This window comes from Streptomyces sp. NPDC057280 (assembly GCF_042668605.1).
GTDB lineage: Bacteria > Actinomycetota > Actinomycetes > Streptomycetales > Streptomycetaceae > Streptomyces.
In genome coordinates this window covers 70,485-93,310 of sequence record NZ_JBHUYR010000012.1, presented here as the reverse complement: position 1 = coordinate 93,310, position 22,826 = coordinate 70,485, and the positions used below count along the sequence as shown (strand labels likewise).

Annotated in this window: 17 protein-coding genes and 4 pseudogenes; 11 read left to right on the top strand and 10 right to left on the bottom strand. The window is 68.0% G+C overall.

The genetic code is table 11. The annotated features are described in order from the left end of the window. Window positions 1-2 precede the first annotated feature (2 nt). Window positions 3-619 (top strand): annotated as a pseudogene (locus tag ACFUO4_RS40225) (transposase family protein); the annotation flags it as partial. Here ACFUO4_RS40225 and ACFUO4_RS40220 read toward each other — a convergent pair. After that, window positions 556-1,026: pseudogene (locus ACFUO4_RS40220) on the bottom strand (cytochrome P450); the annotation flags it as partial. The pseudogenes ACFUO4_RS40225 and ACFUO4_RS40220 sit on opposite strands and share 64 nt — an antisense overlap. 865 nt (window positions 1,027-1,891) lie before the next feature. Between ACFUO4_RS40220 and ACFUO4_RS40215 the strand changes: the two are divergent. After that, on the top strand, window positions 1,892-2,053 hold the full coding sequence (locus ACFUO4_RS40215) for a hypothetical protein (protein WP_383494689.1): 162 nt from the start codon (window positions 1,892-1,894) through the stop codon (window positions 2,051-2,053). Between the two features lie 104 nt (window positions 2,054-2,157). On the opposite strand, the gene ACFUO4_RS40210 is transcribed toward ACFUO4_RS40215, so the two are convergent. Together ACFUO4_RS40210 and ACFUO4_RS40205 are read right to left on the bottom strand one after the other, a co-directional pair. After that, window positions 2,158-4,050, bottom strand: a complete 1,893-nt coding sequence (locus tag ACFUO4_RS40210; RefSeq protein WP_383494686.1) for a hypothetical protein — start codon at window positions 4,048-4,050, stop codon at window positions 2,158-2,160. 106 nt (window positions 4,051-4,156) lie between these two features. Then, window positions 4,157-4,297 carry a hypothetical protein gene (locus ACFUO4_RS40205; RefSeq protein ID WP_383494683.1) on the bottom strand — a complete coding sequence of 47 codons (141 nt, stop codon included), beginning with the start codon at window positions 4,295-4,297 and terminating at the stop codon, window positions 4,157-4,159. A 119-nt stretch (window positions 4,298-4,416) separates the two neighbouring features. Between ACFUO4_RS40205 and ACFUO4_RS40200 the strand changes: the two genes are divergently transcribed. Then, entirely contained in the window at window positions 4,417-4,581 is a 165-nt protein-coding gene (locus ACFUO4_RS40200; protein ID WP_383494680.1) for a hypothetical protein, read from the top strand. Between the two features lie 577 nt (window positions 4,582-5,158). Here the strand turns inward: ACFUO4_RS40200 and ACFUO4_RS40195 are convergent. Further along, window positions 5,159-5,806: a winged helix-turn-helix transcriptional regulator gene (locus ACFUO4_RS40195; RefSeq protein ID WP_383494677.1), complete on the bottom strand. Its 648-nt coding sequence runs from the start codon at window positions 5,804-5,806 to the stop codon at window positions 5,159-5,161. Between the two features lie 128 nt (window positions 5,807-5,934). Between ACFUO4_RS40195 and ACFUO4_RS40190 the strand changes: the two genes are divergently transcribed. The 3 genes from ACFUO4_RS40190 (at window position 5,935) to fxsT (ending at window position 9,698) form a co-directional block, all read left to right on the top strand. Then, on the top strand, window positions 5,935-6,600 hold the full coding sequence (locus ACFUO4_RS40190; protein ID WP_383494674.1) for a DUF998 domain-containing protein: 666 nt from the start codon (window positions 5,935-5,937) through the stop codon (window positions 6,598-6,600). Window positions 6,601-6,693: 93 nt separating this feature from the next. Then, window positions 6,694-6,903: a DUF4287 domain-containing protein gene (locus ACFUO4_RS40185; RefSeq protein ID WP_383494671.1), complete on the top strand. Its 210-nt coding sequence runs from the start codon at window positions 6,694-6,696 to the stop codon at window positions 6,901-6,903. Between the two features lie 221 nt (window positions 6,904-7,124). Further along, window positions 7,125-9,698, top strand: a complete 2,574-nt coding sequence (gene fxsT, locus ACFUO4_RS40180) for an FxSxx-COOH system tetratricopeptide repeat protein (RefSeq protein ID WP_383495014.1) — start codon at window positions 7,125-7,127, stop codon at window positions 9,696-9,698. A gap of 86 nt (window positions 9,699-9,784) precedes the next feature. On the opposite strand, the gene ACFUO4_RS40175 is transcribed toward fxsT, so the two are convergent. From ACFUO4_RS40175 to ACFUO4_RS40155, 5 genes and pseudogenes are all read right to left on the bottom strand, one after another. Next, on the bottom strand, window positions 9,785-10,012 hold the full coding sequence (locus ACFUO4_RS40175; RefSeq protein ID WP_383494668.1) for a helicase associated domain-containing protein: 228 nt from the start codon (window positions 10,010-10,012) through the stop codon (window positions 9,785-9,787). A 517-nt stretch (window positions 10,013-10,529) separates the two neighbouring features. Next, window positions 10,530-12,086 carry a hypothetical protein gene (locus tag ACFUO4_RS40170; protein ID WP_383494665.1) on the bottom strand — a complete coding sequence of 519 codons (1,557 nt, stop codon included), beginning with the start codon at window positions 12,084-12,086 and terminating at the stop codon, window positions 10,530-10,532. Between the two features lie 224 nt (window positions 12,087-12,310). Next, window positions 12,311-12,916, bottom strand: coding sequence for a hypothetical protein (locus ACFUO4_RS40165; protein ID WP_383494662.1), 606 nt, complete (start codon window positions 12,914-12,916; stop codon window positions 12,311-12,313). Window positions 12,917-13,319: 403 nt separating this feature from the next. Continuing rightward, a complete protein-coding gene (locus ACFUO4_RS40160; protein ID WP_383494658.1) occupies window positions 13,320-13,976 on the bottom strand; it encodes a hypothetical protein in 657 nt (218 codons plus the stop codon). A gap of 669 nt (window positions 13,977-14,645) precedes the next feature. Continuing rightward, window positions 14,646-14,810: pseudogene (locus ACFUO4_RS40155) on the bottom strand (transposase); the annotation flags it as partial. Between the two features lie 627 nt (window positions 14,811-15,437). Between ACFUO4_RS40155 and ACFUO4_RS40150 the strand changes: the two are divergent. After that, window positions 15,438-16,286 (top strand): hypothetical protein, encoded by an 849-nt coding sequence (locus ACFUO4_RS40150; RefSeq protein WP_383494655.1) that lies wholly within the window; start codon window positions 15,438-15,440, stop codon window positions 16,284-16,286. A 305-nt stretch (window positions 16,287-16,591) separates the two neighbouring features. Here the strand turns inward: ACFUO4_RS40150 and ACFUO4_RS40145 are convergent, their stop codons facing one another. Continuing rightward, window positions 16,592-17,098 (bottom strand): hypothetical protein, encoded by a 507-nt coding sequence (locus ACFUO4_RS40145; RefSeq protein ID WP_383495030.1) that lies wholly within the window; start codon window positions 17,096-17,098, stop codon window positions 16,592-16,594. On the opposite strand from ACFUO4_RS40145, the pseudogene ACFUO4_RS40140 reads away from it, so the two are divergent. The 4 genes and pseudogenes from ACFUO4_RS40140 to ACFUO4_RS40125 all read left to right on the top strand — a co-directional run bounded on the left by ACFUO4_RS40140 (window position 17,022) and on the right by ACFUO4_RS40125 (window position 22,162). After that, window positions 17,022-18,277, top strand: a pseudogene (locus ACFUO4_RS40140) (IS701 family transposase). The gene ACFUO4_RS40145 and the pseudogene ACFUO4_RS40140 sit on opposite strands and share 77 nt — an antisense overlap. 2,073 nt (window positions 18,278-20,350) lie before the next feature. Next, window positions 20,351-20,917, top strand: a complete 567-nt coding sequence (locus ACFUO4_RS40135) for a hypothetical protein (protein WP_383494652.1) — start codon at window positions 20,351-20,353, stop codon at window positions 20,915-20,917. Next, window positions 20,851-21,291 carry a hypothetical protein gene (locus tag ACFUO4_RS40130; RefSeq protein WP_383495011.1) on the top strand — a complete coding sequence of 147 codons (441 nt, stop codon included), beginning with the start codon at window positions 20,851-20,853 and terminating at the stop codon, window positions 21,289-21,291. The genes ACFUO4_RS40135 and ACFUO4_RS40130 overlap by 67 nt, the downstream gene beginning before the upstream one ends. Before the next feature lie 121 nt (window positions 21,292-21,412). Then, on the top strand, window positions 21,413-22,162 hold the full coding sequence (locus tag ACFUO4_RS40125) for a transposase family protein (protein ID WP_383494649.1): 750 nt from the start codon (window positions 21,413-21,415) through the stop codon (window positions 22,160-22,162). The last annotated feature ends 664 nt before the right edge of the window (window positions 22,163-22,826 follow it).

Genomic DNA, 22,826 nt, shown 5'->3' with positions numbered 1-22,826 from the left:
CGTTGGTTGCCTATCCTGGCGCACTCGATCTGCCACACGCCTTGGTCGCGTGGGTCACCATGCTTATCGTCACCCGCGAGGGTGAGCGCTGCTGCCAGCTCCCGCCGCACCAGCGTGCGCTGGTCGGCCTGGTGTACCTGCGTCGGCACGGCACCCTCGCCCAACTGGCTGCCGGCTTCGGCATTTCCGTCGGCACCGCTCACGCGTACACCACCGCAGTCATCAATCTGCTCGCCGACCGCGCGCCCGGCCTGCTGCGCGCCCTGCGCGAGGCCGACCCCGACTACGTCCTTGTTGACGGCACGCTGGCGGAGTGTGACCGGGTCGGCGACGCACGCGCCGACTAATTCCACACTGCTGGCACGGCGTGGACGTGCAGGTAGGCGCTCCTGCGTCGGAGGGTTACACCAGGACGGGAAGGGATACGAGTCCGCGGACGAGGCGGGTGTGGCGCCACTGCAGCCGGTCGGCTGGTTCGGCGAGCCGGATGTCGGGATACCGGTTCAGTATCGCTCGCAGGGCGATGTCCGCCTCGGCCTTGGCCAGGGGAGCGCCGACGCAGCGGTGGATGCCGTGGCCGAAGCTGAGGTGGGCGGTGGCGTCCCGGTCCAGGTCGAGCAGGTCCGGTGACGTGAAGCGGGCCGGATCGCGATTGGCGGCTCCGAGGGCGATCAGTACCGGGGTGCCGTCGGGGATGTCGGTACCGCCGAGTGTGATGGCTTCGGTGGTGAACCGGAAGGTGGCGGTGCTGACGGGGGAGTCGAAGCGAAGCAACTCGTCGAGTACGGCCGTGACATCGTGCGGATTCTTGCGGAGGTGATCCAGCCCGGTGGGGTGTTGGAGCAGTGCGAGGGTGGCATTGCCGAGGAAGTTGGTGGTGGTCTCGTGCCCGGCCACGAGCAGCAGTACCGCCAGGGAGACCAGTTCCTCTTCGCTGAGACGGTCGTCTCCGTCGCGCGCCGAGATGAGTCCGTCGAGGAGGCAGTTGCCGGGGTTCAGGCGCTTGGCGGCGATGAGGGTCGTCATGTAGTCGGCCAGGGAATGTGAGGCCGCGTCGATGGCGTCGGGGTTGCCTGCCGTGAACAGCTCTGCGGACCAGCGCTGGACGTCGGGTCGGTCCCCCGCGGGTACTCCGAGCAGTTCGCAGATCACGATGACCGGCAGCGGCACTGCCAGGCCGGCCACGAAGTCGAACCGTTCGCCGACGGGCCACTGATCCAGCAACTCGTCGGTGACGCGGGTGATGAACGGGCGCAGCTGTGCGACGGCTCCACTCGTGAACGCCTTGGTCACCAGTTTGCGTAGCCGTGTGTGCTGGGGTGGATCGGTGGCGAGCATGGTGTGTGCCACCGCCGGGTGCAGTCGACGCCGTGACTCCTCGCCTGCGAAGAACGCGGCTGTGTCCTTCGAGAGCCGTGCGTCGCCGAGGGCTTCCCGGGCTTCCGTGTAGCCGGTGACGAGATAGCTGGGGTGACCGCCGGATCCCGTGGGCAGGGGCTGCACGGGGCAACTGGACCGCATGGCCGCGTAGGTGGGGTAGGGGTCCTGGAGGAAGCGGGGGTCTTGGCTCAGGTCGGTCATGCTTTCAGGCTGCAGCCGGCTCCGGCTGGCCGTCATCCGCGACACGCCCAACACAGCTCCCGCAGGCGTCGGTTGGTCGGTTGCCGGCAGGAGCAGGAGCCGCTTCGTGTCCGCGCGGGGGTGCTTGCGGGAGACGGCCTTCGCCGACGGAAGGACGACTCGTCGGCGAACCGGTCGGTCTTCGAGGCGGGCGGCGCGGCCTTCGCAACCACCGCTTCGAGCGCCGTGGCGCCTGGCTCCGTTCCAGCGCCGAACGCGGCCTGGGCCCCAGATCGGGAGAGCCCTCGTGTGGGCCGGCCCTGACAGTCACGTGCGCGTCTTCGATGCCCGCTCCGGACAAGCCCTCACCTACGGTTCGCAGGAGCGGGCCGCCGTCATGGCCGAGGCCGACCTGTTCCTCACGTGCCTTGTCGCGGAACAGGAATTCTGGCCGGGCGACGACCTGCTGGCCCCAGTCTTCCGTCAGGTGTGAGCCCACCGCTTGTCGGCGTACACGTGATGATGCCCAGCCAAGCGCGCGGCGCCGGAGGACGGTCTGCATGATGTCTTCGGCCAGTCGGCATCACGCCCGTTGAATCAGGTTCTCCGTAGGACTCGACCTGCGCCGGCGGCGACGGTGGTGGCCAGCAGCCAGCCGGTGCCGATGAGGACGATCCCTGCCCACTGTGTGGCCCCGGTCGGCTCGTATGCCCGTTCCTGGCCGAGGTCGACCAGCGGCAGCAGGAGATCGAGGGTGTAGATGACCGGCTGGAAGCGGGGGTATGGGCCGCCGCCCACGGGTTCGGGGTGCCAGCTCGCGAAAAGCGCGGAGCCGGCGGCGAGCAGGCACACCAGCAGCCATACGGCCCGCAGCGGGCGGTATCCGTAGCCGACTGCTGCGTCCTGAAGGAGGCTCCACAGTTTGGCGGGGAACGCGAGGGTCGGCCGCAGGTTGCGCTGCTTGGCGACCAGGACGGTCCGGGCGTCGGCGTCACGGCCGTGGCGTCGGTAGACACCGGCCAGTTGCTCGTAGGGCTGGGGCTTGAAGCCCTCCTGGTCCCGCATCAGCCAGGGCAGGCGTTCCGTGGCGGGCAGGGTAGGACGCAGCATGTCGTACACGGTGCCGTCCAGTCTGAGGGACGTGGGCCAGTTGGCGGGGATGTCCCGGATCAGCATCACTTTGGTTCGGCTGAGGGAAACGTGTCCCTTGGGGGACTCCGCGAATTGCAGGGACAGTTGGGCCGCGGTCGTGCCTCGGCAGGCGAGGGCTTCCTCTGCTCCGGCCGCGTCCAGGATCGCCCCGTGGAAGGACACGTAACTGCGGACCGTGGCATTACTGATGCCGACCCTGCCGCGAGCGGTGAGACCGCGACCGAGGCGTGCCACCCCACCGATGTCGATCCCGTTGGCGCTCAGGGCGTCCGAGTCGCCCCCGGGTGCCGTCAGTTCGGCCCCGTCCAGCAGGAGCGAGCCGCCGATCCGGGCGTCGCACAGGTCGAGTGTGCCGTGCGCGGAGAGGCCGTCACGGCAGTCGAGGTCGCCGCCGACGTGCGCGCGGGCCGCCGTCAGTGCCGTACCCGCGGGGTGGTTCAGGCGGGCGCCTTTGAGGACGATGCTGCCGCGTATGGACGTGTCCGCGAGGGTGATCGGTCCGTCGACGACGAGTCCGCGCTCGGCCTGGATGTCGCCGCCGACCTGGGCGCAGCCGAGGTGGAGGGCGTAGTCGCCCGCGTCCAGGCCGGGGCCGGTGAGGGTGGCGTCGAGGAGTTCCAGCGACGCCCCGATCGATGCTCCGCAGAGGTTGACCGTTCCGGCGCAGGAGAAGCCGCGGCCCATGTACAGGCCGCCGCCGACGGTGAGTTCGGACATCTGGAGATTTCCCCGGGGGGTGCTGATTGTCGCTCCCCGGAGGATGAGCAGGTCCTGCACGCGGGCATTGGTCAGGTAGAAGGTGCCTGCGCAGTCCAGACCGGTCGCCGACAGGGATTCGTCCACGGCGACGGACCGGGCATCGATGGCGGCTTCCCCGGGACCGGGGCGGACCTTGGTGCCGTCGAGGAAGAGATGGGTGCCCACGGTCAGCGAGCGCAGGTCCAGGGTGCCGCTCGCCGTGCAGCGGGTGACCTTGAACTCCCGGGCGGTCCGAGCGCTGTGCGCTCGCAGCCCGGGAAGCCGGCACTCGTCGAGTTCGAGCGCCTCCACCTGTGCACCGTCCAGGCGCGGCGCCTGATCTAACCGGCAGCGCTGCAGCCGTACGGCCCCGCCTACGGCGGCCTCGGACAGGTCCAGCTCCCCGCGTATCCGCACGCCCCGCAGCCGGAGCCGGGCCAGGTGGCCCGAGCGCGGGGGCGGCGCGGTCAGCAGCAGCTGGCGTACGGCCTCTCCCCGTACCTCCGGCACACCCTCGCACCACTCGCCGCACCGATAGGCCTCCCACATCCGGCACTCGCCCTGATCCCACCCCGCCGGCGGGTCGTCATCGTCCGCCACCCAAGTCCCCCTCTGTGCAGTGACGCCGATCGAGTACCACGTTGCTGCCCACGCGGGGGAAGAAGTATCCGGGCTCCGTATACCGGGCCTGCGTCCGCGGCCCGTGCTATGGGAGTACCGGGTCGGCGTCCCACACCGACACCTCGGTCAGGTCGCCTTCGCTGCGCAGGTCGACAAGGAGCGGGCCAGGCGCGTACTTCACCGCGTTCGTCACCAGCTCGCTGACCGCCAGCAGGGTCTCGTCCATCGCCCGCTGAGATACCGGCAGACCATGCTCGGACTGCACCCGGGCCAGGAAATCGGCGGGCCAGGTGCCGGGCCTGGGCGATCTTGACGTCGTGCCCGGCCAGGGCCAGGTTGGTCTGTATGGGCCGTTCAGAAGGCAAGGAAGCCCCCTTGCCCACCGGCATCTGCTTCGTCACGATCGCCCGCGCCCCCGTTCACATCACCCACGTCTACCCCTGGTCTGCCTTGACAGGTCACTCCCGGACCAACGCCAATGTCGAGCTGACGCCGGCCGACATCCCGTAGTGGGTGGCCTGTTGTGGGGTCCTGCCGGGCCGCTCGCTGACGCGTTGAAGTGGGGTAAGAACGCCCGTGTGCGCTGGCCGGTAGGTCAGGAACGCATCGTTCGTCTGGCGGGTGTGCCCCGGCTGGACGGTCAGGGATGCCTGGTCGTGGCCTTCCTGGGCGAGGGGACGCGTCCGACCGGGTGATGCCGTGACAGCGCCTGGCTGGGGTGTGCGGCGGCGGTGAGCCTGGCGGTGTGGACGCCGAGAGACTGTCCCCCCAGGACGGGTGCAGGTCGAGCTGGTCGATGACGGCGAGGATGTCGGCGACGTACGCAGTGCGGCTCACGTCATGCGGGAAGCACTCGCTGGCGCTGTGGCCGTGCTGGTCGACGGCGACCACGCGGTAGTGAGGGTGAACGGGCTGGGCGACGGTGTCCCATTCGCCTGCGTGGCCGGCCCAGTCCGTGCAGGAGGACAGGAGGGCGCCGGACGGTCCTGGGGCGTCCCGGTTGCGGCGGGGCGGGCGCCATCGCGTTCCCCGGTGTGTTCGAGTCGGGTCGCCGGGCTGCTTCCGGCGTTGTCGGAGGAGGTGTTGGTCAGAAGCGGAACATTTCCGCGAACCGGTCGAGGAGAGCGGGGTCGCCTTCCACGCGCACGCTGCCGTCGGCGAGTACGTCGGCGGGGGTCTTGCTGCCGCTCATCAGCTCGCGGACGGGGTGGCCGGACAGCCGCTCGATGACCAGGTCGGGTGTGGGATTCGTCCCGGGGCTGACAGTGAGCGAACCGTCGGTGATCTGCAGGCAGATGGTGAACTCGCCCATGCGGGCCTCGAAGCCGACGGTGGTGCCCTGGGCCTGTTCGGGTCGGAAGGCGGTGCGGAAGGACATGGCCACCGCTTCGGCGGTGATGGCCTCGCCGGGGCGGGGCTCGGTCATCGTCCTCGCGCCCCAGCGGCCCAGCGCGACGAGCGCCGGTTCGAGATCCCGACCGTATTCGGTGAGCTCGTAGACGACCGCGCGCTCGGGGTGCGGCAGTGCGCGGCGGGTGGCCAGCCCTGCCTCTTCGAGTTGCTTCAGGCGGGTCGAGAGGATGTTGGTGGGAATGGCGGGCAGGCCCTTGCGCAGGTCCGTGAAGCGCCGCGGCCCGTTGAGCAAGTCGCGGACGATCAGCATCGACCACCGCTCGCCGACCATCTCCATCGCGCGGGCCAGGCCGCAGAACTGCTTGTACTCCCGAGTCGCCATGATGCAAATCCTATCTCAAAGTTCCATTGACAAAGTGTGCTTGCAAAAGACAAGCTCACTTCGTTTTCGGCGGCGAGTGGATTCCCCTCTGGCCGCCTGCTTCAGCCATGACCAGGAAGGACCCCTTGATGACGCAGACACTCGACGCGGCGGCCGACCGCGACATACGCCTGGCCCGGCCGGTTCCCCGGCTGCCTGCGGCCGCCGGCATCGCGGCAGGCCCGCTCTTTCTCGCGGCGGGCCTGGCCCAGGGGCTGGCTCGGGACGGCTTCGACTTCACCCGCAACGCTCTGAGCCAGCTCAGCCTCGGCACCTATGGCTGGATCCAGATCACCGTCTTCCTCCTCACCGGCCTGCTTGTCGCCTGCGGCGCGATCGCCATCCGCCAGGCCCTGCACGATGCCCCCGGCGGCACCTGGGCGCCTCGGCTGCTCGGCGCGTTCGCTGCCTCCTTCCTGCTCGCCGGGGTCTTCCGCGCCGACCCGGGAGCCGGCTTCCCCGCCGGTGCGCCCGAGGACCGGGTTACCTCGCTCAGCGCACACGGCGCGATCCACCTGCTCAGCGGCGCCGTCGGCTATCTCGCTCTGTGCGCCGCGTTCCTCGTGCTCGCCCGGCACTTCGCCGCCCACCGACAGCGTGGCTGGGCGCTCGCCGCGCGGCTCGTCCCGGTCGGAGTCATCGCCGGGTTCGCCGCCTCCGCCACCACAGTGGCGGCCTTCACCGCCGGAGCAGGACTCGGCCTGCTCGGCCTCAGCGCCGTCACCGCCCGCCTGGCCTTCCCCACGCGGCGCTAGGGACCCTGCTCCGCCGCCCGCCGCCCGCCGCCCGCCGCCCGCCGCCCGCCGGCACCACACCCAGACCACCACCGACCGACAGGAGACGTCCGCATGACCGCACCAGCCAAGGGGCCCGCCAGCTACTTCCCTGCGATCGAAAAGAAGTACGGCCGCCCGATAACGGAGTGGAAGGACCTCATCCGCACCTCACCGCTGACCAAGCACATGGAACTCGTCACCTGGCTCAAGACCGAGCACGGCCTGGGCCATGGCCACGCCAATGCACTGGTCGCGCACACGCTGGCCAACGACACCAGGTGAGTTGTCAATGCGTTGCCGGGCGTCGAACACAAGGCGTTGACCGTCCCTGCTACGCCAGGGCTGCCGGGATCGATGTCCTCCAGCGGCGCCATACGGGACGATGACATCCCCCCGCTGAAACTCGCCCTCTCCTGGACAGGGGGCGGTGAAGTCCGGGTCCGGGTGGGCGCCTGCGCTCTACGCTGGGTGGTTCAGCGCGTTGCGGGTGGTTCGGGGGCGTGATGGAGAGCGGTGCGGGGGCGTGTGACGCTGTGTCGGGTGGAGTCTGGTTCATCAGTCATGCGGGTGCGGATCGTGCGTGGGCAGAGTGGATCGCCTGGCAGCTCCTCGAGGCCGGCCATGAGGTGGAGCTGGATTGTTGGGACTGGGGTACGGGCGACAACTTCATCCTGAAGATGAACGCGGCCTTGGAACAGGGTCGGATGCTGGCCCTGTTCTCGCCTGCGTACTTCGAGCCGGAGCGGTTCACGACCCCGGAGTGGACGGCGATGCTGGCCCGGCAGCAACAGATCACCCCGGTAAGGATCGCGAAGTCGGCGACCCCGGCGATCTTGAGTACGTTCATCGTCACTGATCTGTTCGGCCTGGATGAGCAGACTGCGCGTGATGCCCTTCTGCGTGCGGTGAACGGTCCGTCCCGGCCCGGGCGGGCGCCGGGCCGGCCGCCGGGGATGCTGTCGCGGATTGGTGGTACGGGCCCGCGTCTTCCGGGTTCCTTGCCCCGGGTGCGGAACCTGCCTGCTCGGAACGCGGCGTTCACCGGCCGCGACAGCATGCTGGTGCACCTGCGGGAGGAGTTGGCGTCCGGGCAGCGAGTAGCGGTGCAAGCCCTGCATGGCCGCGGCGGGGTCGGCAAGACCCAGCTCGCCCTCGAGTACGCCTACCGCTTCGCCGGCGAGTACGAGGTCGCCTGGTGGATCGCCTCGGAAGACCCGACCCTGATCCCCGACCAACTCGCCCAGCTGGCCACCCGCGCCGCCATCGCACCCGCGGGCACACCACCGGCCGCTGCAGTCGAGCTGCTCCTGGCGGAGCTGGGAATGATGTCACGCTGGCTGCTGGTCTTCGACAACGCCGAAGCCCCCGCCGCATTGGCTCCCTATTTGCCGGGTGGGGGCGGGCATGTGCTGGTCACCTCCCGTAACCCGCACTGGCACACCCACGCTGCCCCGTTGGACGTCGACGTGTTCTCCCGTACGGAGTCCGTTGCCCTGCTGCGCGCCCACGGTGCGACCCTGGACGACACTGACGCCGACCGTCTTGCCGCAGCTCTGGATGATCTGCCGCTGGCGCTGGCCCAGGCGGCCGCGCTGCGCACGCTCCATGGCCTGTCGGCCGCCGACTTGAGAGCCGAGCTGGCCCGCAGTACAGCCGAGGTGCTGGATGAGGGACCGCCGGACGGCTACTCCGTCTCGCTGGCCGCGCAGGTGCGCCTGACCACCGCCCGCCTGGCCGCCGAGCATCCCGGCGCTGCCGCTCTGCTGACCGCCCTGGCCCTGCTGTCCCCCGAACCCTTCCCCGCCACCACGTGCGCCGGCCGTCTCCCCGACGACGCTTCCTCACCACTGCGGGCGGCCGTCGCGGGCCGCCTGGCCGTCGGCAAGGCCTTGGCTGCGATCGGACGGCACAGTCTGGCTCGGGTGCAGGACGGCACGGTACAGGTGCACCGTCTTACCCAGGCCGTGCTGCGTGATCAGCTCTCCCTCGACCAGCTACCGCAGGCGGTCGGAGATGTCGAAGCCCTCTTGGCCGCCGCCCACCCCGGCGCTGTTGGCGAGCCCTCGACGTGGCCCGGCTGGCAGGTGTTGCTGCCCCACCTCCTGGCTGTCGACCCGGCCCGGCTCACTACCAAGGCGGGACGGGATGTGGTGCGCGCGGCGTGCTGGTATCTGATGGACCGCGGCCAGGCCGGTCCCGCGCGGGACCGCCTGGAGGAGTTGTACGCGGCTTGGTCCCAGCAGCTGGGCCCGGATCACGACGGCACCCTGTGGACCGCCACCTATCTCGCCCGCGCCTACGGCGACACTCAGTACCCCGAGCGGGCCCTCACCCTGGACGAGGACACCCTCGAGCGGCGTCGCCGTCTCCTGGGTGAGGACCATCCTCACACCCTGGGCGCGGCGTCCAACCTGGCGGTCCATCTGGCAGTGTTGGATCGGGTGGGGGAGGCGGCGGCGTTGGGTGAGGAGACGCTGGCCCGGCAGCGGCGGGTGTTGGGTGAGGAGCATCCCGACACCCTGCGCACGGCGTCCAACCTGGCGATTCGGCTGGCAGCGCTGGATCGGGTGGGGGAGGCGGTGGCACTGGGTGAGGAGACGCTGGCCCGGCAGCGGCGGGTGTTGGGTGAGGAGCATCCCGACGCCCTGCGTACGGCGTCCAGCCTAGGGAGTGGGTTGGCGGAGATGGGTCGGGTAGGGGAGGCGGTGGTGCTGGGTGAGGAGACGCTGGCCCGGCGGCAGCGGGTGTTGGGTGAGGAGCATCCCGACACCCTGCTCACGGCGTCTAACCTGGCCGCCCATCTGGGGGAGGCGGGCCGGGTGGGGGAGGCGGTGGTGTTGGGTGAGGAGACGCTGGCCCGGCAGCGGCGGGTGTTGGGTGAGGAGCGTCCCAACACTCTGAGCACGGCGTCCAATCTGGCGGTCAGTCTGGCAGAGGCGGGTCGGGTGGGGGAGGCGGTGGTGCTGGGTGAGGAGACGCTCGCCCGGCGGCAGCGGGTGTTGGGTGAGGATCACCCTGACACTCTGCAGTCTGTTGAGGCGCTGGAGTGGATCAGAAGGTGGCGCGCTGAGGATTAGGAGGTTCCATCCCCAGAGAAGTGCCCCCGCCACCACTTCTACGGCAGCCTGCTTCTCCTCCCAGCCGTGCTTCTCTTCCCAGCCGTCTACCAGCGCACCCCCAACGCGATCAGCGCATCGTGTCGTTCGGCGCTGAGCTTGTCGGCGCGGCGGCGGGCGTTGGAGATGAATGACCCCAGTCCCACAAGCTCTCCGTCGACGTCTTCGCGGTGCTGGCGGGGTACCCGCAGATGCCCTTCGCGGGCGTGGAACTGGCGGGCGGCGGCCGTGTTCCGCTCGCACAGTTCACCCTGCGACCTGCGTACCGGCCGCATTTCAGGCTCCGCGGCGTCAGGATCCACTCCGTGGCTTTCCAGCAGGTACTGCTGCGCCGGGGGCAGCTTGTCATCAAGGTGGCGATTTTCCCGGTCCCCTCCAGTCCCAGAAACAGCAGATGCCTGCGTTTGTGCTCCACCCGCCCCCGGGGAGGGACTGTCCCCACAATGAGGATTTATCCTTGCTGATCCGCCCAAGCTCGCCCGCACGGGCCAAAGCACACCTGCCCCAGGCCGCCGCGACAAGTTGAAAGACCAGTACAAAGAAACAGGTCGGCCCCCTGCGGGTCTACCTGCTGCTTGGGTGCGCCTCCCTGCTCGTGGATCGATAGAGATCGCCGACGAGGCATTCGCACACATCTTCGCCCCGCCTGGCCAGCAGTTCAACTATGCCGAGGTCCGCGCGATCGCGAAATCAATCGTCGACGCACACAGGCAGGTGGGCACAGCCGCGCAGCGGCCCAACTACTCACCTTGCCCGTTCCTGGCAGCTCGAGTCGCGGTCGCCGTGCCGGTGTCACCGGAAGGCCATGAATTCGGTGCAGGTGTGGGAGCCCGGGGCCTCACCGATCGGTATCAGGCGTACGGCGGACAGCCGTATTTTGAGGGGCTGTTCGGCGGCGGATGCCAGGACGGCCGTGCCGTCGGCGTCGCCTATTTTCAGGTAGGGCTGTTCTGGGTCGAGCCTGCCGCCGTCGGCCGGCACCTTCTCGGCAGCGTCGATGGGGAGGACGCACACCCACTCCGGGGCGACTCCGAAGCCGCCCGGAGCGTCAGTCTCACTGGAGGCGGCGTTGGCGGCCTCCATGCCTGCGTTGACGGCGGGCAAGTAAGCGAACTGCCAGGCCCCGATGAGCAGGCACCACACAGAGAGCAGGGCAAAGGCGGTGTAGGCCATCCATCGTTCGCGGATCATGAGGTGCAGATGCTGGGCCAGCCCCAGCAGCGCCGGCGCCAGGAGCCAGAGACTCATCGCTCCCAACACCGCCAGAGTGGACTGGAATTGGTCCCAGGCGGGGATCTGGATATCCTCGACGTCCACGTGCAGTTCGTTGAGATAGAGGGTGGTCTGCCACAGGCCGACGGACGGCACCAGGCCGGGGATGAATGGCAGCAGAGCCGGCAGGAGCCAGGGCAGCGTGCTGCGCAACGGCGCAGTGCGGAAGAGAAGACTTAAGCCCCGCAGGATGAACAGCCCGGTCAGCAGGATGAGCAGCGCGTACCCGCCGGAGAAGACATCGGGCGCGTACGCCTCAAAGGCCCAGCCCATGTTCGCCCCGGTCAGGAAACTGCCTGCGCCGATAACGGCCAAGGTCAAGACGAGACCCGCCGGCGGCATACCAGGTCGATTGCGCCGCAGCCTGATCGCGGCGACGGTCACGGCGCCCAATGCCACCAGCAGGAAGAACCAAAACCGTGCCTGTGCCACAGACGTGTGATCGTTCTGCGTGACCGCCACGCCGACCGCAAGGAGGACGATCATGCAGTGGCTCAGGCCCGCCAGGAGATGTCTGCGCGGCCCGCCCGGGTGCCGACCAAGCCCGGACGCCTCACGCCACGACGGTCGCACCCGTGCATCCGCCGGGGTGGCGGCGGTTCCGGGCAGCGGCCAGCGGGCGAGAGCCAGCGCCTGCGCCTCGGTGTTCGCCCGTGTCTGACGACCGGTGCCGCGGGTTTCCGCCACCCGGCGGCGCAGCAGTTCGAGCCGGCCGCTCCCCACGGGGGTGGGTGGGCCGGCCGCGGGCCGGTAGACCGTCCAGTGCGGACGGAGGTCGGGCTCACCGCGTACCAAATCCACTGCCGTGACGGTCAGTTCGAGCTTGAGATGTTCCGCGAGGACCTCGAGTCGCTGACGGGCACCGCTGACCGCGCGGTAGGCGGAGCCGGGAAAGCGCACCTCCACGGTGTAACGGGCATAGCCCGCGGTCAGCGTGGAAAGGCCGGTCGGCACGTGCGACTCGACGACGAGCCACCCCTGTTCATCCACCGAGTCGGTGAAGAGCTTTTGATCCGTCACGGTACCCTGCACCGTGACGGAAGCGACGGCACGCTGGTCCCAGCGAACTGCAGCCATGGGCATCCTTGTTGCGAGAGGAAAGGGCGCACCCCACCGGCAGCTGGCCTGCAGATGGACCTCGTCTGCCCTGGGCCCGCTGATGTTCACACAGCAGGTCCGGATCTGGTCGGTGTGGGGCGTATCGGGGAGCGAGAGTTGTAGGGTGCTGGTGCCGGCAGGGTGGCTGGCGAAGATCAGCAAGGTGATGGCTGCGGTGCCGAGCAGGAGTGCCGGGGGCGTTGTCAGGTGGCCGGGTCTGAACTGCCGCACGATGGTGTCTGCTTCGCGGCAGGCACAGCCTGCTGGGTCATGAAATGTGCGTTTTGCATGTGGTAGTAGGCGTTGTCCGTGTCGGCGTCTCCGTCGTCCACCTTCATCAGGTCGCTTTCACTGCGCACCCAGGAGTCTCCTTTCGAGTCCGTGAACGAGGTCAGAGGATGGCGAAACAGGAGATCCTCACGCGACAGTTTGTGCTTCTTGAGGACGCTGTTCCAGTGGCCCTTCAGGTCGAGGAAGTCCACATCGACGACGAGCTCAGTGCACGGTCCCACTGATTCGAAGGCAACCCCTCCGCTCCCCAAGACGAGACGACCGCCCTGGCTGGTATGGCTGTCCTCAACGGAAAAGACAGCGAGCACCTGGGAAACAGGATCGGGCGACCGGTTTGCCACATGGATTCGCGGCGCGCCGTCTGGTCCTTGATCCAGCCAGGCCGCCGTGCGCGTGGCCTGACTGCGCGCTTGTTCTTCGGCTGCCTCCTTGGACTGGTCAAGTTGATCTGCGGCGACCTGGGCCTGCACGAAGGTTGCCCACCCGGTGAAGGCAAGGGTTGCGATGCCGATGACCACTCCTACAATCGTCGCGACGCGGTTCCAGTCGCGGGAGTGGGCCGGTGTGTCAGAGGGGTTTGCTGGCCGTGGCTGTGGTTCCCTCACGTGAGCTTGACCTCGCTGCGGCCTTGGCCGTGCCGGGCGGATCCTCGTTCGCCGCTGCCCTGGCGTGATCATGTGTGTCTACTCCTGCTGGGCGTCCGCCTCACCGCGCGAGGCTGGATTCCGATTTCTTGAACGCATGAGCCGTTCGGCCATGGGCCGCGGTCTGCTCCTATACCTGCAGGGCGTCCCGCCCGCGCCCCTCACTCACCCGTTAAGCCAGTCCGGACGCGTAACTCCTAAGACCCACAGGCTCTTTGGCCCGCCCTGACGTGTCACGGCAGGAAGAACAGGAGAATGGCGGTGTATGTGCTGGTGGTCAGGGTCGAGGCGTAGGCCTCCCAGGCGCGTGTGCCGTGGGACGACCCGGCGTCGGGATGCCGTGTGCGCAGCGCGCTGGCGACCGAGGCCACGACAGTGAGAGCCAGACCTTGTTGAGAATTACCGTATTGGCCGCCGCCGTCCCTGCTGAGCGATGAAGCCCGCTGGCCCGGCGCACGGTACCTGCGAGCACGGGAAGAACACCGAATTCCGCTACGCGTAATGCAGTGCCCTCACGCTGCGAAGTGATCCATTCCGCGGATCTCCAGGCTCCATGGTGAGGTGAGTTCGCTGGGTGGGTGGCCCAACTGTCGCCGAGAGCCAAGGCGGTGAAAAAGACTCCGAGAGATCCGGCTATTCCGGTGATGAGCTGCAAGAGAAGCCGGGCGTGAGGCAGGGCGAGCGAGGCAAGGATTTCGAACGCGGCGACCACATCGACAAGGGCAATCACGACCGAGACTGCAGCGAACATGATCGCTGGCGTGAGGTTAGGCGTGAGGGATTGCTCCGCGCCGATTGCCGCCAGAGCAATGACTCCGATGATGTTGCCGATCACTGTGACGACGAGGAGTCCTGCCGAGAAGGCGAGGGCCTGACCGCCACTTGGATCATCCGGAGGAATCGTGAACACGATGATGACTGCGGGCACGGCCAACGCCCCGAGGGTTCCTACGATGGGAGCGTAGCCGACTGCACCGCGCCGGGCGTCATATTGACCCTCCGCGGACTCCACAGACGTGGAGGGCGTACTGCCCAGAGGTAGAGCAACAGCCGTTCGTCGAGCCGTATTTCTGCTCGCAGTGAGGGCGATCAAACCGGTTGCGGCGATTGGGGCGAGGATTTGTTTCCCGTATCTCACGCGCCCCCCTGACGATGGTCCGACGAGGCTACTAAACTACCCGCAGGCCAGCCCGGAAGATGCCGAACTGTGATGCGCTGATCGCCCGCCACGACCCAGGCGCAGGCGGGTCGAACTGCGTGAATCACGAGCGCAGCGGGCGCGAAACGGGCCGTCGGGGCTGGGCGGACTCGGACGGAGTGGGTGGTGTCTGGGCGGGAGTGGAACTCATGTGTCGCTCCAAGGGTGTTGGTGTGTCGGATGCTCGCTCCACGGATCCGTTTCTCCCAGGTGCAGTCCGCGTGGCCGCCGGCGAGGTCTGCGACGACGCGGCTGGTCTTGGCGAAGCGGAGGGGGCGCCCTGGCGGACGGCGAGGTGGCCCAGGGCCTGAGCGATGATGTGTCTTTCCAGCCACGGTCACTCGTGAGGCCGGATCGTCGTGGCATGAGCCACGGACATCCACGGAGTGCCCAGCGGTTCCAGTGTCAGTGCAATGCTGTGAGCTGCCGATCGGTGATGAGGCAGCAGGCAAGTCTGGGCAACGCTTCGTGGATGTCGGCTCGCCGTTCCCAGCGGATGCGTAGGCGGCGGAAGCCGTGCAGCCAGGCAAAACTCCTCTCCACGACCCAGCGGTAGGTGCCCAAGCTGTTGGGCAGTGGCCTGGAGGGGGGGCGGGGATCTGTGCGGCCTGCCAGGAGGGTGTTGCAGGCGAGGGCGCATCGCCGTTTTTCCAGTGGAGGGCTGAGGTGTGGTCCTTGCTGAACAGGGCTTTGTCCAGGGCGCCTTGGATGTTGTTGCGGGCCAGGTCGGTGGTGGTGGCTGGGAGCAGGGCGAGGGCTGCGGAGGCGAGCAGGAGGATGCGTACGCTGTCGCCGGGCACGGGTCCGACGCCGGGGAGAAGGGGGATGAGGAGCCCGGCCGCGACGAGTACGGCCGGGCCGGTGAGCCTGTTGGCGGCACGAGCCTGCATCGGCCGCTGTTCCTCCAAGCGGCGGTTTTCCAAGGGGCGCACCGATTCCACGCTTCCGACGCGAAGTGCGGACGGAGGGAAGAGACTCCGGTCGCACCCAGCCCTGTTCAGCTATGGACCCGTCCTGGCAAGGTTCCTTGGCATGTCCTGGAGGGTGTTGAGCAGCAGGAAGGCAGTCGCCCGCTACGCGAGGGCGAACGCAGCCGTCGAGGCCTTGGAGGCCGACCTCCGAAGGCTGGGACTACCGCCGGCGCCGCTGCGCGTCAGGGCGGCCTTGCGCAGTGGCGTCTGGCTCCAGGAGCGCGTGGTGGAGAGCCAACCTGCCGTCTTCACAGTCTGCACTCTTTTTGGTTTCTTTATCTGCGTTTGTACTCAATCACCCGAATCGCCGGCCGGGCATGGTGGGCAGCTGCGGCAACCTGAAGAGATTTGGGGTCTTCTCACCGGCTCTTGGTCGATGCCCTCCGTCAACACGATCAACATCGCCGCGACGTTGCTGCTTGCCACCGTGCTGGTGGCCTTGCTCCGCTCGGCGGGTGCCCCACCCTCAACTCGGACGAAGTGGATCGACGGCGCCGCGCGCCAATTGTTCCCCGTTGTGGTCATCAAACGGGCGGTATACCGCTGCACCGATACTTACAGTCGCGGCGCACGCCGTGCCGACTCCGCCCGGGCGCTGGCAGGAGCTGTCAGGGTCACCTCCCGCACGGTGAACCGCATGCATCGCACCTCGCAGCGACTGCCCGTTCGCTCCCATCGCCGCCGACAGCTCAAGCACCATGCCGGTCTCGTCGTGGCAGCATTGCGCCAGGCCGAGGCGCGGATCGACGTCGAGGGCGCGGCAGCGATCCCCGAACTCGCACGCCTCCTGATGAAGATCGCCGACCGGTACGTCCAAGGTCACCTCGGGGCACTCCTTGACGACGAGGAGCTGACGGGGCTGGAGGCCGTACGCGACTGGGAGGCACTTCGGATCGCTGCTTTCGTGGTGATCACCGTCGGGTCAGCAGCGACGGTCAGCCAGATCGGCTTATCCGAATCGACGAGGGACTACGCCATCGGTGCGTGCGGGATTCTGGCCTCTGTGCTGTTCTTCGGCCCACGGGCCCGGCGGGGACTGGACCTGCTCAGCCAGATCCGGGGCGGGCAGGGCTGAGGTCAGCGTCAGGTGACGGTACGACGGGCGACATCGGGCGACCGCTGCGCATGGCACGGCTCGGGTCATGGATCGCGAGGTTCTGCTTGGGATGATCGGGCCGGACTCAGACTGACCCGGCGAGCAGGCGGCACGAGTGCTGACCAGCTTGTGGTGGTCTGTTGCGGTGGCGGACCGGAGCTCCGGAACGCGGTCCATCGTCGGACAGGCCAGAAAGCGGTCCGGTACCCACGGAAGGTACCGAGTTGCCGACTGCGCTGATCAACTCTGGGGCCTGTCCGGGTGGGGGCTGTTGACACTGCGTCCTATTTCACGTTGCCCGCGAAGATCGTCTTCGGCAGCTCCGTCGACGGCGTCAACTCCACCTGTAGATAGTTCTCATCCTTCGGCATCTCACACGCCACCGTCGCCTTCGCCGTCCGCCCCGGCCGCAGCCGGATTGAGGGTAGTCCGTGCAGCTGGTCGTCGAAGATCTGCTTGGACTCCTGGCTTTCTTCGCCGGAGTAGCACATGAGGTAGCCGGTCCCGGCGTCCAGGGCCGACTCGGACTCGTTTTCGATCTTCACGGTGAACGACACGTACGGCGTGTCCGCCGGCGCGGCGTTCGCCGACGACGTGCCGCGTTGATAGTCGGACAGCGTCACCTCCACGCCGCTCTCGTATACCGCCCTGTCCTGCAGCCCCCTGACCTTCGGTTCGGTATTCGCCGGCGTCGGCTCCTGTGCTTTCCTGGTGATGAGCGTGTCGTCCGACGGCGCGGAACGCGACGAAGGGCTGCTCGGGCTCCCACTGTCATCGCGGGTCTGCACCACGATGATCGCGGTGGCGACGATCGCGGCGATGACCGCTGCAGCCGACCCGATGATGATTAGTAGGGCTTCGTTAGGTCTGTGCGTTTGCGCTGATCAAGAGCATGTTGGGTGTGTGGACGCACATGAAGTGAACCGGTTACGCATCGGGCTGGTGCTGTTCGTGGAGGATGTGTTCGCCTCGGTGCCGCGCAAGGATCAGCGGGCCAGGGGTGAGTGTTATCTGCGGGGGCTGATGCTGGATGGTCGGCGCAAGTCGATCCAGCCGATGGCCGAGCGGCTGCCGGACGGGAACATGCAGGCCCTGCAGCAGTTCGTGAACCAGTCGCCGTGGGATTGGCTGCCGGTGCGGCGGCGGATCGCCGAGCGGCTGGTGAAGGTGATCCAGCCCGAGGTGTGGGTCATCGACGATGTGTCGTTACCCAAGTGCGGGCGGGCCTCGGTAGGGGTGGCCCGGCAGTACTGCGGGGCGCTGGGCAAGCGGGCCAACGTCAGGTCGCCGTCAGCGTGCACGCCGCCACCGACATGGCCTCCTGCCCGCTGGAGTGGGAGCTGTTCCTGCCCGAGGAATGGGCCCATGACCTGCCGCGGCGCACGGCTGCGGGGGTGCCCGAGGAGGTGGGGCATGTGACCAAGCCCCGCCTGGCGTTGGGGCTTTTGGAGCGGCTGGCCGGCTGGGTGGGGTCGGTGCCGGTGCTGGTGGCCGATGCCGGTTACGGCCGCAGTGTCTGCTTCCGCCTGGCCCTGGAGGAACGCGGCTGGTCCTACGTCATGGCGGTCGACCCGAAGGAGGTCGCCCGCCCGGCCGGTGTTGTCCCGCATTGGCCGCCCTACCAGGGGCTGGGACCGCCCACGCTGCCGCGCTATCGCGAGCCGGCCCGGCCTCTGCACCAACTGATCGATCCGGACCTGCGCTTCGAAACCGTCACCTGGCGCCAGGGCAGCAAGGGATCGATGACCTCGCGTTTTGCGGCGTTTGAGGTGCGGCCCTCAGGCAAGGAAGCCACCCGCGCCGCCCAGGAAGGTGCCGGCGGGCGCAGCCGGTGGGACGGCGTGCTGCCGTTGCGGACCCTGCTTATCGAACAGCCCGAGACGGCGCCGGAGCCCACCGGTTACTGGATGACCAACCTGCCCGCCACCACCCCGATCGCCGACCTGGTGCGCCTTGCGAGGATGCGCTGACGCATCGAGCACGACTACCGCGAACTCAAGCACGGCCTGGGCCTGGACCACTTCGAAGGCGGCACCTGGCGCGGCTGGCACCACCACGTCACCCTCGTCACCGCCGCACAAGCCTTCCTCACCCTGCGGCGTTACAACCCAAAAGCCCCCACGCCAGCCTGAGCCTCTACCAAGTCCTCGACGCGTTACAGGACCTCCTGCTCTGCTGGAACGGCACCTGCACCACCTGCGGCCGCCCCCTCACCAGAACGAGAACCTAACGAAGCACTACTAGGGAGGGGGCGCCAGATGCGACAAGCGAATGTCTGGCATGGCTGCCATCCGGAAACCGCATGAGGCCAGTCCCGCCGCGCCCCGGAACCCGCGCAGGTTACGCGCCTCAGAGGGGGTGACGGCGGCGGGCGGGGTGAGGGAGGCTCTGCCTCGCGGCTCCCGACCGGGCCGCTCTATTGCACGCCGTGCACCGCTGCCTACGTGTCCTTGCATCCCGCCGCGGCCATCTCGGCCGTGGACTCTGGCTTGCGGCTGTAGTCGGTCGTCCCGCTGCGACGCACTCCATGACCGGCAACTCCCTCGCCTTCACCTGACCGTCACCGATCCCCAGGGGGCGCCGATCTGACGGTCGGCGCCCCCTCACTCATGCTCGTACTCCCCACCCTCCCCACATCATCCAAGACCGGTTCAAATGTGGAAGAAGATCGACTCTGGCCGATTTCACGAATCCTCATCAAGTTGGCGTCACGCTCGGGATCCGGGGGCTTCTTCCGCGCCTTGGTGCGCTGGAAGGTGACACCCCGGCGGGCCTGCAGATTACGTAATGCCTTGTGGCCGAGACGGTGCGAGCGGTTTGATCTGCGATTTCATGCCGGGCTAGGGTGCTGCGCCACAGCAAGCTACCGCGCGGCGAACCACTTTTAGGCTGGCCGAGCTGGCGAGGCAGGGACATGGGCACCCTCGTCACGTCCTTGCACATGTCTGAGCTGAACTTCGAGATACCGGCCAAACCCAGGAGACGAGAGGGCTGTTGATGAGGCGTTGGGCGCGGGGCACGAGCTGGAACAAGAACGGCAAGCAGGCCGCCGCGCTCCTAGCGCTCGTGGGATTCCTTGCCCTCTCCCTGTGGCTCGGTGATGAGGTGTGGACGCTGGCCGAGTACTGGCCAGGGTCCGGCATCGGATTCGGCGTCACCATCGGCGTGCTGCTCCCGCTCACGTTCACCGCGGCCAGGCGCTCTTTCGGGCGGGCTTCCTCGGACGGGAGTACGTATCAGCCCCGGGCAGCCGCTGCTGGCATCGCGTATGGGACAGTCGCCCTGGTGTGCGCGCTGGCCGCAGCACGCGCGATCCCTGGAAAGGGCTCCCCGCCCTCGTGTCGCAGTGAATGGCAGCCATGCTGGGTGGATCACCTGTATCCGGGGGCCTTTCTTGCGACACTGGGCAGCTTTGCCGCGACGGCGGCACTCATCCATTGGCTGCCAAGCCGGATTCCTCATCTGCGCGCCCGATACCGCCGGTAGCCGCCGAATACGGCGGACCGAGAAGAAAGGACATCGGCAACCCTCACCGCGCGTCTGTCCCGTGGTCTGAAGCGCCCTGCAACCGGCGCGAGGCCGAGCGCCGGTGCACATGCGCCGAGCTTTCGGTCCTGCTCACGCGGTGGCGAGAAGACCAGTTGCACCTACGACTCCCAGGATCGCCTCACCTACGCTCTGGAAGCCGACTCGGCCGGCACCCGCACGGCGTCCTGGCTGTACTGCTTCGACAAGGCCGGCAACCTCACCTCCCAGGGCGGCACCGCCTCCACCTGCCCGGGCAGCACGGTCTTCACCTACAACGACGCCAGCCAGCTCACCGGGCAGAGCGGCTCCCTCACGCCGTGGTCCTACGACAAGCTCGGCAACGAGAAAGCCGGCGGACGCATCGCCGCGTCCGCGCGCACGAACGAGACCTGGACGGACTACAGCCAGCTCTCCGCCATCACCATCGGCGGCACGGCCTACGACCTGGTCCACGCCAGCACCGACAACTCCGAACGCACCAAGCTCGGTTCGACCTGGTTCCACCGCGCGTGCAGATGCCGGAGCCGGACAGCGCGGTCGCGGATCTGAGCGGCGCACTTCGGTTCTGGCATCGCGACGTCCGCGGCATCATCGAGCTGATCCAGTCGCGAGGCCTGGCCTTCCACGGGCTGCGCAGTTCGGCGGGTGCCGGCCCGAACCGGATGCTCGCCGCCATGGCCTGCGCCCTCACCCCGCCCGGGCAGCGCACCATCGTCGAAAACTCGCCCGAGGCGGTCGACGCACTGCGGCCCCGCGCCGTACGCGAGCTGCCCGACATCGGCACCCGCACCGCCACCCTGCTCGCCGAATACGGCCTGCACACCATCGGGGACATCGCCGACGTCCCCCACCTCACCCTGCAGCGCCTGCTCGGTGCCCGGCCCGGCCGCACCCTCCACGACCGCGCTCACGGCTGCGACACCCAGACCGTCGACCCCACCCCCACCCCGGCCAGCATCGGCGCCGACCACCGTTTCCCGCGCGACGAACTCGATCCCGCCGCCCACGGCGCGCCCTGCTCGCCCTCGCCGACGACCTCGGTGCCCGCCTGCGTACAAGCGACCAGATCGCCCAAGGGGTGAACTGCACCGTCCACTACGCAGACCAGAGCGCCACCCGCCGCAGCCGCTCCCTGCCCGAAGCGACCTTCCCCACCGTGCTCCTGGCACGCGCCGCATACGCGGTGTACGAATCCCTCGGACTGCAGCGCGCCCGGGTCCGCAGCATCGCCCTGCGCGCCGACGCCCCACAGCCCGCCGCCAACGCCACCCGACAGCTCACCCTCGACAACACGGACGACAAGCCCCTCGCGCTCGAAGCCGTCGCCGACCGCGCCCGCGCCCGCTTCTGCCACGGCGTGCTCTACCGGGCCTCACTCGCGGGCGCCGCGCGCACACCGCAGGAAGGGTTGCAGCCACGAGGCGGCAAGCGACATTCCACGTTTCACCGAATTTGATCACTGAGCTCTTTCAGTGTGGCCACTGATCGGGTGACGGGCTCGATGCCCGCAACGCACGAGGCTCCCGTGCCGTTGGGGGAGGTGTTCGAAGTCTCAACCCATAGGCACAGGAGCCTCGTTGGTTCCGTATTCTGCCGCACTCGACCTGCCTCACGCCCTGGTCGAGTGGGTCACCATGCTCATCGTCACCCGCGAGGGTGACCGCCGCTGCAAACTTCCACCGCACCAGCGTGCCCTGGTCGGCCTGGTGTACCTGCGCCAGCACGACACCCTCGCCCAACTCGCCGCCGGGTTCGGCATCTCCGTCGGCACTGCCCACGCCTACACGACAGCCGTCGTCGACCTGCTCGCCGACCGCGCCCCCGGCCTGCTGCGCGCCCTGCGCGAGGCGGATCCGGACTTCGTCCTGCTCGACGGCACTCTCGCGGAGTGCGACCGGGTCGGCGACAGCCGGGCCGACTTCTCCCACAAACATCGCCGACACGGAGTAAACGTGCAGCTAGTGACCGACCCGGTCGGGAGACTGCTGTGGATCTCGCCTGCTCTGCCCGGCCGCGCGCACGATCTCACCGCGGCCCGCACCCACCGGATCATCCGGATCTGCGAACGCCAGGGCGTTCCCATCCTCGCCGACCGCGCCTACATGGGAGCCGGCCCCTGGGTGACGACACCCCTCAGACGCCCGCCGGGCCGTGACCTCACGCCGACCCAGCAAACCGTCAACCGCGCGCTGTCGGCGGCACGCGCACCGGTCGAGCGCGGCGTCGCCCGCTTGAAGTCCTGGCGCATCTTCCGCAGGTCCCGGTGCAGCCCGAATCGAATGTCGTCAATCGCCGCGGCCGTGCTCACTCTGGAGCGGCAGCGCTGAAAGACCTCACTGACTTCCAAAAATGGTGGTGTGACGGACCTTTCGCAGTCACGGAGGCCGCGCCACCGTGTGGTGCACCAACACCTCTGGACAAGCTTCGGTGATCAGATCATCATTGTCTTATGTTCCAGCGGGGGGAAGCAGAGCAGAATCAAGCTGTAGCGCGACGAATGAAACAGTTCTTCGATGGCCTCAGTGAGGAGACGCGAGCGCGCCCGGGCCGCGTCGCAACGGAGTACGGAAAATTCTTCCTCTTCCGATCAATTAACGGACGCTTCACTCTGAGGGACCAGAAGAGGCACTCAAAGTCTCGATTCTACGTTGGCCTATCCACCAGAAATGAAAATTTCGCCGACCTCACCAAGCGTGTGACACTAATCTCGGACACGCTCCTCCTATCTCATGACTGGAGAGGGCACTGGCATGAGTTGCGTGGTGGGCGCGAACTAGACGGCAGGACGTTTGTCTCCCCTAATGGCAGACCGTACTCCGCGGCAGATATTGCCCGATACGACATCACACGCTACGGAATGCACTGTCCGAGTCTGAAAAGCCTTGGGGGCTGGCTACTCGAAGCTGAACCTTTGCTGCGCGCAGGTCTCGCCTGGTACCTCCCTAGCTACTCAACTACCACTCAGACCGTAAGACATGGAAAGCCTCAGCC

What these genes read in the sequence shown, in the direction of transcription:
- ACFUO4_RS40195 (WP_383494677.1), bottom strand. Translation starts at nt 5,806, where the DNA reads ATGGCGACTCGGGAGTACAAGCAGTTCTGCGGCCTGGCCCGCGCGATG.
- ACFUO4_RS40205 (WP_383494683.1), bottom strand. Translation starts at nt 4,297, where the DNA reads ATGGACGAGACCCTGCTGGCGGTCAGCGAGCTGGTGACGAACGCGGTG.
- fxsT (WP_383495014.1), top strand. Translation starts at nt 7,125, where the DNA reads ATGGAGAGCGGTGCGGGGGCGTGTGACGCTGTGTCGGGTGGAGTCTGG.
- ACFUO4_RS40175 (WP_383494668.1), bottom strand. Translation starts at nt 10,012, where the DNA reads ATGCGGCCGGTACGCAGGTCGCAGGGTGAACTGTGCGAGCGGAACACG.
- ACFUO4_RS40190 (WP_383494674.1), top strand. Translation starts at nt 5,935, where the DNA reads ATGACGCAGACACTCGACGCGGCGGCCGACCGCGACATACGCCTGGCC.
- ACFUO4_RS40185 (WP_383494671.1), top strand. Translation starts at nt 6,694, where the DNA reads ATGACCGCACCAGCCAAGGGGCCCGCCAGCTACTTCCCTGCGATCGAA.
- ACFUO4_RS40135 (WP_383494652.1), top strand. Translation starts at nt 20,351, where the DNA reads ATGCCGGAGCCGGACAGCGCGGTCGCGGATCTGAGCGGCGCACTTCGG.
- ACFUO4_RS40170 (WP_383494665.1), bottom strand. Translation starts at nt 12,086, where the DNA reads ATGGCTGCAGTTCGCTGGGACCAGCGTGCCGTCGCTTCCGTCACGGTG.
- ACFUO4_RS40200 (WP_383494680.1), top strand. Translation starts at nt 4,417, where the DNA reads ATGGGCCGTTCAGAAGGCAAGGAAGCCCCCTTGCCCACCGGCATCTGC.